The organism is Asanoa iriomotensis (assembly GCF_016862515.1).
Lineage (GTDB): Bacteria > Actinomycetota > Actinomycetes > Mycobacteriales > Micromonosporaceae > Asanoa > Asanoa iriomotensis.
The window spans coordinates 1-11,474 of record NZ_BONC01000018.1 but is presented as its reverse complement, the minus strand read 5'-3'; the positions used below and the strand labels follow the sequence as shown (position 1 = coordinate 11,474).

The following is an 11,474-nucleotide window of genomic DNA, read 5'->3' as shown; positions in this document are numbered from 1 at the left end:
CTGTACGGAACGCGTCAACAGAGTTTCGTGACGTACACCCGCACATCGTGCTCGCCGGTCGGCACCACGGCCACGGCCTCGTCGGCGCCGCGCCGGTACGCGTACACCTTGTCGTTCGCGAGGACCTGGCGGCCCTGGTCGAGGGTGCCCGCGTCGGCCGGCGGGGCCGTGATGCGGCCGGACGCCGAGACCGTGCTCGCGGGGCCGCCGGCCGGGCATCGCGCGACCCCGGTCAGCGCGGGCTCGACGGACGTCGCACCGAGGGCTGTGAGGATCCGGACGGGCTCCACCGTCGTGTCCGGCGGCGGGTACTGGATCTCGGCGTCGGCCGGGCGGCAGCCGGTCGTCGCGGTCACCTGCACCTCGCCCGGCGCGACCAGCTTGCCGCGCACCGCGACGAACTCGCCGGCGTCGGCCCGCATCGTGCGACCGTCGGTGCTGACCGTGGCCTGGTAGGCCGAGGGATAGCCGTCGGCGAGCCGGCGGAGCAGGTCGGGGTCGCTGGTGAAGAAGCGCACCACGCCCGTCGCGGTCGCCCCCGAGCGCATCGGCGTGATCCGGCAGCCCGTGTCGATCGACAGCGGCGAGATCACCGGCACGGTGTCGGCGCCGGCCTGGCTGACCGTGTGGCCGACCGACTCCTTGACCACCCGCAGCGCCTGCGTCAGGGTGCGCTGCTCGCGGACCGTCGGCTCGTCGGTGCGGTGCGAGAGCACGGCGAGAGCGCCGAGCACGAGGGCCCAGGTCGCCAGGCCGGCGACCACCCAGAGTCGTCGGCGCGTCGCGGTCACCGGGCCATGGTGACACGACGGCGCCCCGGCCGGTGACCGGGGCGCCGTCGTGTTCAGGTGTGGGTCAGCCGACGCGTACGCCGGTCTCGGTGATGCCACGGACCGCCGTGACGGTCGTGTCGCCGTTGCCGTGCCGGGACAGGGCGCGCAGCGTCCAGGTGCCGGGCGCGGCGAAGAACCGGAACTGGCCGGCCGGTGAGGTGACCACCTCGGCGGCGAACTCACCGGTCGCGTCGAGCAGCCGCACGTAGGCGCCGCCGACGACGGTGCCGTCGGTGGCCGTCACGGTGCCGGTTATCACCGTCTCCTTCTCCAGGTCGACGCTGGCGGGCAGCGGTGCGGCCTGGTCCGGAGCGGCGCAACTCTGGTCGACAGTCATCGTGGTCACGCCTTCCCCGGCTCGTCGCCGAGCGCGACCGGCACGCCGACGAGGGAGCCGTACTCGGTCCAGGAGCCGTCGTAGTTCTTCACGCTGGAGTGGCCGAGCAGCTCCTTGAGCACGAACCAGGTGTGCGAGGAGCGCTCGCCGATCCGGCAGTAGGCGATCGTGTCCTTGCCCTCGTCGAGCCCGGCGGCCGCGTAGATCGCGCGCAGCTCGTCGTCGGACTTGAACGTGCCGTCCTCGTTGGCCGCCTTGGACCACGGCACGGACACCGCGGTCGGGATGTGCCCGGCCCGCTGCGCCTGCTCCTGCGGGAGGTGGGCCGGTGCCAGCAGGCGGCCGGCGTACTCGTCGGGCGAGCGGACGTCGACCAGGTTCTGCGCGCCGATCGCCTTGACGACCTCGTCGCGGAACGCGCGGATCGAGGTGTCGGGCTCCTGCGCCGAGTAGCTGGTCTGCTCGCGGCTCGGCACGTCCTTGACCAGCGGGCGCGCGTCCAGCTCCCACTTCTTGCGGCCACCGTCGAGCAGCTTGACGTCGCCGTGGCCGTAGAGCTTGAAGTACCAGTACGCGTACGCGGCGAACCAGTTGTTGTTGCCGCCGTAGAGCACCACGGTGTCGTCGTTGCCGATGCCGCGGGCCGACAGCAGTGCCTCGAACTGCTCCTTGTTGACGAAGTCCCGGCGCACCGGGTCCTGGAGGTCGGTCTTCCAGTCCAGCTTGATCGCGCCGGGCAGGTGGCCGCCGTCGTAGGCGTTGGTGTCCTCGTCGACCTCGACGAAGACCACGCCAGGGGCGCCGAGGTTCTTCTCGGCCCAGTCGGCCGAAACGAGTGCGGTGTCGCGACTCATCAGTTCACTCCTGTGTGTGTACGGAGGTGGTGGTGAGCCAACGCGCGCGGGGGATGTTGATATCGCCGCTCCACGCGCGCGACCCAGGGACTAGGGATCACGGGTACGAGCGACGGCGGCACTGCCGGGAAGGAGATAGGTGGGACAGACCTCAGCTTGCCGCCGTCAGATGACGGGGCAACACAGGCAGGTGGCCACGCGGCACAGGTCGACCGCGCGCCGTTTGGTGAGGAGCGTCCCCATGGGTGAAGAGGCTACCAGCAGTGCAAGGCGTGGTCACCGAGCTGACCACCATCCGGGAGGGGTGGGCGCGGTGAGCCGGGTCACCCGTTGAGCGGCACCTCGGTGGCGGTCGCGGTGACGGCGAGCCCGTCGGCGGTGGGGCTGACCTGCTTGAGCTCCATCTTGAAAGGCAGCACCGGCAGATCGAAGGCGATCGAGGTGTTCTTGATGAAGTTTTCGACGACCTGCTGGGCCAGCGGCACCGCGGGCAGCCCGTCGGCGGTGGCCTCCTTGAGCTGGATCCGGATCTGCCGGCCCTCGACCGACAACTCCGCCGCACCGCGGACCGTGAAGGTCTGGTTGACCAGGGGGATCTGGACCGGGGCGGTGACCCACAGCTTGCCCTCGCGCTCGCTGAGCTCGATGTCCGGCTGGTTGATCAGCTTGGCGACCTCGTCGTAGCCGATGGTCGTGCTGCCGTCGACGGTCTTGGCGACGATGTCGCCCTGGCCGCTGCGCAACGTGTCGATCGAGGCGACCACGTTGTGCGCCACCAGGTCGAGCCGCGGCAGGCTCACCGTGTTGCCCTCGACGTCGCCCTTGACGTCCGGCAGGCCGATCGTGATCTTCTCGTACTCGCCGGCCACGACCTGGGTGAGGAACGGGAAGCCGCCGACGGACACCTCTGGCGGGCCCGACTGCACCTTCTGTGCGGCGACCTGCTGGCTGACCTGCTCGGCGATCTTCTTCTCGGCGAAGTTGGCGGCCACCCGGTCGCCCGCGACCAGGACGCCGCCGAGCACGACCAGCAGCACCAGCAGCGTGATCAGCACGCGCCGACCGCGGCGGCGGGCTGGGCGGGTTTCCTCCGCGTAGTAGGTGGTCGTCACCGTTCCTCCTCGTTGTCAGCTTCCTCCTTACCCAGCCGGGTCAAGTCAGGAACAGGACCGTCATCACGTACGCCGCGGGAGCCGCCAGCGCGAAGCCGCCGAGCGGACCTTGCATGTGCCGGGCGACCCACAGCGTCGGCGGGTCGCCGGCCATCTGCCGGCCGGCCTCGGCGTAGTCGGCGGCCAGGTCGGCCAGCACCGCGGCCACGGCGGTGACCAGGCCGACCATCGCCGCGCTGCTGGGGCTGAAGGAGTAGAGGAAGGAGCCGAGGACGGCGCTGAGCAGCGTGCCGACCATCGCTCCGAAGATCACGCCGCTCGCGCCGCGGGGCACCTGGGGCGCCAGCCGCGGCTTCGGATAGACCGCGTCGACCAGCCGGGCGACCATCAGCGCGACCGCGCTCGCCGTGACTGCCAGGAAGATCACCTGGGTGCCCAGCGGTTTGCGGCTCAGCATGATCAGCGAGGCGATCGCGACCACGCCGACCACCAGCAGCAGGGTCGCCCGCAGCGACTCGCTGATCCGGCGCCGGTCGGCGGGGCGGATCGCCTGGGCGATCACCGCGGCCGCGGTGCCGGCCACCGCGATGAAGGCGAGTGTCCCGACCCCGGGCTCGGCGGAGCCCACCGCGTGCAGGTCGCTCCAGCCGGCGGCGACCAGGCAGATGCCGCCGATCACGAGCGGCACCGGCGGGCGGGTGGCCATCAGCCAGGCGAGCACGTAGAGCACCTGGACGCCGGCCAGCACGAGGGCGAACGATCCCCGCGCGCCCGGGCTGGACGTCTGGGCGCCGAAGATCAACCCGATGCCGACCAGACCCGCGAACGCCGCGATGGCGATCGACAGCGCCGGCCGTACCGGCGTGATCTCTATCTCGTCGAGATCGTCGTCGTCGGTGGGGTCGGCGCCGAGCGCTGCCTCCGGGGAGCCTGAGGGAAACACGGCTCCGATCGTGCCAGACCGGCCCAAGCCGTGCTTCCGGCGGCGTCCCGGTGCCCCGAATGAACGCACGGCCACGGGGTGGTTACGGCACTCTCATCGGTTAAGCTCATTTCGACTCGCGGAGGGCGTTTACGCAGGCGTAACACGGCTGAGCGAGGCTGGCACCACCCCGTCAGCGAAGCCGGGTCCCCGCCGCGGCCCCCGCGCCGCAATCGACGGAGGTGACTGACGCGTGGAGATCCTGCTACTGGTGACCGCCCGCGCCGGCGAGCCGTCGAGCGTGTTGTCCGCGCTCGACCTGCTCCCGCACTCGGTCCGCACCGCGCCTCGCGACGTCCGCACGCTGGTCAGCGGCCCGAGCCCCGACGCCGTCCTGGTCGACGCCCGCTCGGAGCTGTCCGAGGCCCGGGCCACCTGCCGGATGCTGCACGCGACCGGGCTCGGCGTCCCGCTGATCGCCGTGGTCACCGAGGCCGGGCTGATCGCGCTCAACGCCGACTGGGGTGTCGACGACGTGATCCTGGCCAGCGCCGGCCCGGCCGAAGTCGAGGCCCGGCTGCGGCTGGCGGTCGGCCGGTTGACCAACGCCACCAACGCGGCCAACGGGCTGATCCGGGCCGGCGAGCTGACGATCGACCCCGACACCTACGCGGCCAAGCTCAAGGGCCGCCCGCTCGACCTGACCTACAAGGAGTTCGAGCTGCTCAAGTTCCTCGCCCAGCACCCCGGCCGGGTGTTCACCCGCGACCAGCTGCTGCGCGAGGTCTGGGGCTACGACTACTTCGGCGGCACGCGCACGGTCGACGTGCACGTGCGGCGGCTGCGGGCCAAGCTCGGCTCCGAATACGAGTCGATGATCGGCACGGTCCGCCAGGTCGGCTACAAGTTCGTCGTGCCGCCGACGCGGTCGCTGCCCGACAACGAGCTGCTGCCGGTCTGACGTTCGGCAATCGCAAGGAAGGCCACCCCGTAACTTCGGGGTGGCCTTCGTCGTTTGTCCTGGTTTGGCTACATTAAACACGAAAAATCCATACGCTAGCCAATGTGAAGATCGGACCCACAACCAGGACCATCGCGATCGTCACGGTCATCGTCTCGGCGATCCTCGGCAGCTCCTACCTGGTCGGCAACGCGTCCAACCAGGAGCACGAGCGCGAGCGCGACACGTCGGCCGCACAAAGCTACGACAGCGACGCCGTGCGCGGCGCCCGGCACCGTGGCGACGAGCGCACCGGCTCGCCGGCGTCCCCGTCGAGCCGCGCCCGCGCGACGCAGTCGGCCGCCCGCAACCCGGCGCGGCCGGGCGACTCCGCGCCGACCGCCACCGATGCACCGCAGGGCGGCGCGGGACCGCAGAAGCAGGGCGTGGCGGCCGGACCACCGCTGCCGGCGTCGTTCAACCAGTCAGTCGTGGTCGGGCCGGGCAAGCCGCCGCTGATGCCCGACACGGCCGGCCCGTTCGGTAGCCGGACCACCACCGGCACCGTCCAGGTGGCACTGACGTTCGATGACGGCCCGGACCCGACGTACACGCCCGAGGTGCTCGCGCTGCTCGACGAGTACAACGTCAAGGCGACGTTCTGCCTCGTCGGCGAGATGGTCGTGCAGTTCCCGGAGCTCGTGCGGGAGATCGTCGACCAGGGACACACGCTCTGCAACCACACCTGGAACCACGACGTCACGCTGGGCACGAAGAGCAAGGCCGTGATCAGGGCCGACATGGTGAAGACGAACGACGCCATCCACGCCGCGGTGCCCGACGCCAAGATCTCCTACTTCCGGCACCCGGGCGGCGCCTGGACGCAGGCGGCCGTCGACGTGGCCAAGGAGCTGGGCATGTCGTCGCTGCACTGGACGGTGGACACCCAGGACTGGACCACGCCGGGTGCGGCTGCCGTCGAGAAGGTGCTCACCACGGACACCGCCCTGGGCTCGATCGTGCTGATGCACGACGCCGGCGGCAAGCGGGAGAACACCGTGGACGCGCTCAAGGACATGCTGCCCAAGCTGGAGGAACAGTTCGCCCTCGCCGCCCTGCCGCCCGGCATCGACCCACCCAAGCTGCACGGCCGGGACCTGCCCATCCACGGTGGTCAGAAATAGGGGGCTAACGTGATCACGTGACCAACGTGATCCGGCTCGCGCACCTGTCGGACGACGACGTCGCGGCGGTGCTCGACCTGGCCGCGCAGGCCGGTGACACCGACGGCACCTACCCGTTCTCGGAGCACGTCGTGCTGCACATCCGGCGCGGCGGCGAGCAGGCGGCCGTCCACCTGCTGGTCCGCGAGCCTGACGGCACGCTGGCCGGCTACGCGCACGTCGACACCACCGACGCGGTCGAGGGCGCGGCCGCCGAGCTGGTCGTGCACCCCGCACATCGCCGGCACGGTCTCGGGCGGGCCCTGGTCGACGCCGCCATCTCGGCCACCGAGGAGGCGGGCCTGCGGTCCTTGCGCCTGTGGGCGCACGGCGACCACCCGTCGGCCGGCGCGCTGGGGGTCGAGCTCGGTTTCACCCGGGCCCGGGTGCTGTTCCAGATGCGCCGGTCGCTGTTCGCACCGCTGCCCGAGCGGGAGCTGCCGCCGGGGGTCACCCTGCGCGCCTTCGAGCCGGGCCGCGACGAGCAGGAGTGGGTACGCGTCAACGCCCGCGCCTTCGCCCACCACCCCGACCAGGGCCGGTGGACCATCGACGACCTGCGGATCCGGATGGCGGAGCCGTGGTTCGACCCGGCCGGCTTCCTGCTGGCGGTCGACGCGGACACCGGCGCGATGCTCGGCTTCCACTGGACCAAGGTGCACGGTGAGGGTGGCCACCAGCACGACCCGATCGGCGAGGTCTACGTGGTCGGGGTGGACCCGGACGCGCACGGTCGCGGGCTGGGCGCCGCGCTGACCGTGGCCGGGCTGCGCCACCTGCGCGGGGCCGGGCTGGACCAGGCGATGCTCTACGTCGACGAGTCCAACACGCCCGCGGTGCGGCTCTACACAGGGCTGGGTTTCGCCGTGTGGTCGACGGACGTGAGCTACCGGCGGTCATGGGAGTGACCGGCCGTACTCGGCCAGCGCGCCGAGCAGGCTGAGGAACGCCGCCAGGCACAGCCACGTGCGCACGTGGTTCCAGCGCACCCACTTCGCCTCGAACGCCGTGCGTACCCGATGTGGGTCGGTCATCTTCGCCGGATCCCCGTCGGCCACCAGCGCGTCGTTGAGCGGCACGTTGACCCGGAACGTGATGCCGAGCTGCACCGCGTAGAGGACGGCCGCGGCGACGATCCACCACACGGTCGGTCCCTCGCGGTTCAGGCCCAGCGCGATCAGCGTGAAGACCAGCGCGCCCCCGAACGAGAACGCGAACAGGCCGTTGAGAATCTTGATGTTGATCTGGCGCATGGCGGTGACGAAGGTACGGTCGTCCGTGCTCGCGAGGCCGCGCATCACCGCGACGTCGAACGTGTAGAAGAGCCCGGCGGCCAGGCCGGTGGCCAGCGCCGCCAGCGCGAGGAAACCGCCACGTACGGTCAGCACGTCAGTCATAGAGAACAGTCTCTTGGCCGTCTACCCGCCGTGACCATCGCTGACACGCTCAGGCGCATACGCGGTCGTCTGCGACCGGTTAACGGAATCGACATCCATGGCTCAGCATGTAGCCACCTCGATGGGCGAAGCTGTTCACCCTCAGTTCACTCGGGCCCGGGGAGTCGGCTACCTACCCCTCTTAACTTGCCTGGTAGCCGGCTACGCGTCGGTTCAGCCCGGGGGCATCCAGTCCTCGGGACCCTACCGAAGAAACCCCGTTTCGAAGGGATATCCCTCAGGTGAAGCTCCAGCGGCACGGCACCATCGCCTGCCTCGCGCTGACCGCCGCTCTCGCGCTCAGCGCTTGCGGCTCGGACAACGAGGCGCCCAGCTCGCCGTCGGCGAGTGGCGGCGCCTCCACCGCGGCGGCCGACTGCGCTACGGGCACGCTCAACGCGTTCGGCTCGTCCGCGCAGAAGAACGCCGTTGACGAGTGGCGCAAGGCCTACCAGCAGCTCTGCACCGGCACGACCATCAACTACGAGCCCAACGGCTCGGGCGCGGGCATCCAGTCGTTCATCGCCAAGACGGCGGACTTCGCGGGTTCGGACTCGGCGCTCAAGGAAGAGGAGCAGCCGAAGGCCGACGCCCGGTGCGGCACCGGCCCGGCGATCCACCTCCCCATGGTGATCGGCCCGGTGGCGGTCGCCTACAACCTGCCCGGCGTCGACGGCCTGCAGCTCAAGCCGGAGACCCTGGCGAAGATCTTCGCGGGCACCATCAAGAAGTGGGACGACCCGGCGATCAAGGCCGACAACTCGAGCGCGACGCTCCCGTCGACCAACATCCAGACCGTGCACCGGTCGGACGAGTCGGGCACGACCGACAACTTCACCAACTACCTGAGCACCGTCGCCGCGGCCGACTGGACCTTCGGCAAGGGCAAGGCGTGGAAGGCCCCGGGCGGCACCGGTTCCAAGGGCTCTGACGGCGTTGCCACGTCGGTCAAGGGCGCCGAGGGCTCGATCGGCTACATGGAGTGGTCGTACGCGGAGAACGGTGGCCTGTCCAAGGCCAAGATCGCGAACGGCGCCGGTGAGTTCACCGAGCTGACCGCCGAGGCGGCCGGCAAGACCATCGCGGGCGCCGAGGTCACCGGCACCGGCGACGACCTGAAGATGAAGATCGACTACGCGACCAAGGCCGCGGGTGCCTACCCGATCGTCCTGGTCACCTACGAGATCGTCTGCAGCAAGGGCACCCCGGCCGACAAGCTCGCGCTGGTCAAGGGCTTCCTGAGCTACGCCGCCAGCGCCGAGGGCCAGGGCTCGCTGACCGAGCTGGGCTACGCGCCGCTGCCGACCGAGGTGCAGACCAAGGTCCAGGCCTCGATCAAGAACCTCGCCTGAGCGACATAGGCGGCTAGGAACCTCAACCGAACCGAAGACGAAACGAGCGAGCAGATGGCCGACAGGCACTCCCGCTCGGCCGACGTCAGCACCGGGGGGCCGGGCGTGACCAACAGTCACGCCCGGCCCGCCGGTGCAACGGCGTCGACCGGCGTTCTCGACGGGCGGTCGGGCGGCGACGCTCCGGTGCCGCCGGATCTCCGCCACACCGGTGGTGGGCTGGGCGGTGGCGGGTCACTGCCGCGCCGCAAGGGCTTCGGGGCCGAGAACGCGTTCCGCGGTCTCACCCTCGCCGCGGGCACGATGGTGCTGGTCATCATCGTCGCGATCACGATCTTCCTGGTCGCGAAGGCGATCCCCGCGCTTCAGGCCAACGACGCCAACTTCCTGACGACCAAGGAGTGGTTCGCCAACGAGACGCCGGCCCGGTTCGGCATCGCGGCGCTCGCCTGGGGCACCGTGGTCAGCGCGGTCATCGCGCTGCTCGTGGCCGTGCCGATCGCGCTGGGCATCGCGCTCTACCTCTCGCACTACGCCAACAAGCGGATCGCGACCGTCCTCGGCTTCCTGATCGACCTGCTGGCCGCCGTCCCGAGTGTGGTCTACGGCCTGTGGGGCCTGATGGTCTTCATCGACCCGGTCCGGGACCTGTCGGTCTGGCTCAACAAATACTTCTCGTGGCTGCCGTTCTTCAACGGCGAGGCGCCGTTCGGCCGGTCGCTGCTCCTCGGCGGCCTGGTGCTGGCCATCATGGTGCTGCCGATCATCACCTCGCTGTCCCGCGAGGTGTTCATGCAGACGCCGACCGCCAACGAAGAGGCGGCCCTGGCGCTCGGCGCGACCAAGTGGGAGATGATCCGCACCGCGGTGCTGCCCTACGGGCGGCCCGGTGTGATCGCCTCGGTGATGCTCGGCCTCGGCCGCGCGCTCGGCGAGACCATCGCGCTCGCGATGACGCTCGGCTTCCTCAACGTGATCTCGCTCAACGTCATCGAGAACGGCGGCAACTCGATCGCCGCCAACATCGCCAACGGCTTCGGTGAGGCCGGCGAGATCGGTCGCGGCGCACTGATCGCCTCCGGCCTGGTGCTGTTCACGATCACGCTCATCGTCAACATGATCGCCCGCGCGATCATCTACCGGCGTCGCGAGTTCACGGAGTCCGCCGCATGAGCGAGCGAAGCGAGCGCAGCCAGCTCAGTCACCGGTGCTCATCCCGCGCCGACCGTAGGGAGGCTCGGGTATGAGCACGACAACGTTGCCCGCTCCCGGGCAGAATCCGACGTTGCACACCAAGCGGCTGCCGGCCGTCGCGTTCCTCGGCATCGCCGTCGTCGCGCTCGGCGTCTCGGCCGCGATCTGCTACGGCACCGGCCTCGGTGGCTGGGTGCTCACCCTGGTCATCGGCCTCGTCCTCTACATGGTCGGCGTCTACTTCGCGGTCCGCGCCGTCGAGGGCAGCCGGTCCGCGCGCAACCGCACGTGGAGCGCCCTGATCCACTCGGCCTTCGTGCTCGCGGTGCTGCCGCTCGCGTCGGTGACCTGGACGCTGATCTCCAAGGGCATGGAGCGGTTCGACGGCGACTTCTTCAACTCGTCGATGAACAACATCGGCGCCCGCGACCCCAACGGCGGCGCCTACCACGCGATCATCGGCACGCTGGAGCAGGTCGGCATCGCCGCCCTGATCACGATCCCGCTGGGTGTGCTCGGCGCGATCTACATCGTCGAGTACGGCCGCGGCCGGTTCACCTTCCTGATCCGGTTCTTCGTCGACGTCATGACCGGCATCCCGTCGATCGTGGCCGGCCTGTTCGTGCTGGCGTTCTGGGTGCTGATCGTCTCGCCGTGGTTCAACAACGGCGCACCGGCGTTCTCGGGCTTCGCGGCGGCGTTGGCGCTGAGCGTGCTGATGTTGCCGACGATCGTGCGATCGACCGAGGAGATGCTGCGCCTGGTGCCGGCACCGCTGCGGGAAGGCTCCTACGCGCTGGGCGTACCCAAGTGGAAGACGATCCTGAAGATCGTCATCCCGACCGCCCTGCCGGGCATCGTCACCGGCATCATGCTGTCGATCGCCCGCGCGGCCGGCGAGACCGCTCCGGTGCTGTTGGTCGCCGGCGGCAGTGCGGCGATCAACTTCAACCCCTTCACCGGGCAGCAGGGTTCGCTGTCGCTGTTCGTCTTCCAGCAGGCCGGCGACGCCTCGCGCTTCGCGCCCGCACGGGCCTGGACCGGGGCGCTCACCCTGGTGGCACTCGTCCTCATCCTCACGATCGCGGCCAAGCTGCTCGCCCGCCGCAACCGCATCCCTCGCTAGCAACCTGAAGGACTGACAAATGGCCAAGCGTGTCGAAGCGACCGGGGTCACCGCCTACTACGGTTCGTTCAAGGCGATCGACAACATCAACCTGCACGTGGACCCGAAGACGGTCACCGCGCTGATCGGTCCGTCGGGTTGCGGC

At 70.2% G+C, this 11,474-nt stretch carries 13 protein-coding genes; 6 read left to right on the top strand and 7 right to left on the bottom strand.

Annotated elements, in window-relative coordinates; all coding sequences use genetic code 11:
* Window positions 1-14 precede the first annotated feature (14 nt).
* The 6 genes from Air01nite_RS14800 to Air01nite_RS14780 form a co-directional block, all read right to left on the bottom strand.
* The gene (locus Air01nite_RS14800) at window positions 15-791 is read right to left on the bottom strand and encodes a hypothetical protein (RefSeq protein ID WP_203702827.1); all 777 of its coding nucleotides are present in this window, start codon (window positions 789-791) and stop codon (window positions 15-17) included.
* Between the two features lie 64 nt (window positions 792-855).
* On the bottom strand, window positions 856-1,170 hold the full coding sequence (locus Air01nite_RS14795) for a DUF1416 domain-containing protein (RefSeq protein ID WP_203702977.1): 315 nt from the start codon (window positions 1,168-1,170) through the stop codon (window positions 856-858).
* A gap of 5 nt (window positions 1,171-1,175) precedes the next feature.
* Window positions 1,176-2,024, bottom strand: a complete 849-nt coding sequence (locus Air01nite_RS14790; protein WP_203702825.1) for a sulfurtransferase — start codon at window positions 2,022-2,024, stop codon at window positions 1,176-1,178.
* Between the two features lie 165 nt (window positions 2,025-2,189).
* Window positions 2,190-2,267, bottom strand: a complete 78-nt coding sequence (locus tag Air01nite_RS41930) for an Ms5788A family Cys-rich leader peptide (RefSeq protein ID WP_322791022.1) — start codon at window positions 2,265-2,267, stop codon at window positions 2,190-2,192.
* Between the two features lie 80 nt (window positions 2,268-2,347).
* Complete coding sequence (locus Air01nite_RS14785) at window positions 2,348-3,136, bottom strand: LmeA family phospholipid-binding protein (RefSeq protein WP_203702824.1); 789 nt, start codon at window positions 3,134-3,136, stop codon at window positions 2,348-2,350.
* Window positions 3,137-3,176: 40 nt separating this feature from the next.
* A complete protein-coding gene (locus Air01nite_RS14780; protein WP_239090718.1) occupies window positions 3,177-4,079 on the bottom strand; it encodes a hypothetical protein in 903 nt (300 codons plus the stop codon).
* Window positions 4,080-4,311: 232 nt separating this feature from the next.
* On the opposite strand from Air01nite_RS14780, the gene Air01nite_RS14775 reads away from it, so the two are divergent.
* From Air01nite_RS14775 to mshD, 3 genes are all read left to right on the top strand, one after another.
* Window positions 4,312-5,019: a winged helix-turn-helix transcriptional regulator gene (locus Air01nite_RS14775; protein WP_203702821.1), complete on the top strand. Its 708-nt coding sequence runs from the start codon at window positions 4,312-4,314 to the stop codon at window positions 5,017-5,019.
* Between the two features lie 104 nt (window positions 5,020-5,123).
* Window positions 5,124-6,182, top strand: coding sequence for a polysaccharide deacetylase family protein (locus tag Air01nite_RS14770; RefSeq protein ID WP_203702820.1), 1,059 nt, complete (start codon window positions 5,124-5,126; stop codon window positions 6,180-6,182).
* Window positions 6,183-6,199: 17 nt separating this feature from the next.
* Window positions 6,200-7,129, top strand: coding sequence for a mycothiol synthase (gene mshD, locus Air01nite_RS14765; protein ID WP_203702819.1), 930 nt, complete (start codon window positions 6,200-6,202; stop codon window positions 7,127-7,129).
* On the opposite strand, the gene Air01nite_RS14760 is transcribed toward mshD, so the two are convergent.
* Entirely contained in the window at window positions 7,118-7,618 is a 501-nt protein-coding gene (locus Air01nite_RS14760) for an anthrone oxygenase family protein (RefSeq protein ID WP_203702818.1), read from the bottom strand. The genes mshD and Air01nite_RS14760 overlap by 12 nt on opposite strands.
* A 281-nt stretch (window positions 7,619-7,899) precedes the next feature.
* Here Air01nite_RS14760 and pstS point away from each other — a divergent pair, with 281 nt between their 5' ends.
* From pstS to pstA, 3 genes are all read left to right on the top strand, one after another.
* Window positions 7,900-9,009 carry a phosphate ABC transporter substrate-binding protein PstS gene (gene pstS / locus Air01nite_RS14755; RefSeq protein ID WP_203702817.1) on the top strand — a complete coding sequence of 370 codons (1,110 nt, stop codon included), beginning with the start codon at window positions 7,900-7,902 and terminating at the stop codon, window positions 9,007-9,009.
* A gap of 54 nt (window positions 9,010-9,063) precedes the next feature.
* Window positions 9,064-10,182, top strand: a complete 1,119-nt coding sequence (gene pstC, locus Air01nite_RS14750) for a phosphate ABC transporter permease subunit PstC (RefSeq protein WP_203702816.1) — start codon at window positions 9,064-9,066, stop codon at window positions 10,180-10,182.
* 70 nt (window positions 10,183-10,252) lie between these two features.
* Window positions 10,253-11,329 carry a phosphate ABC transporter permease PstA gene (pstA, locus tag Air01nite_RS14745; RefSeq protein WP_203702815.1) on the top strand — a complete coding sequence of 359 codons (1,077 nt, stop codon included), beginning with the start codon at window positions 10,253-10,255 and terminating at the stop codon, window positions 11,327-11,329.
* The last annotated feature ends 145 nt before the right edge of the window (window positions 11,330-11,474 follow it).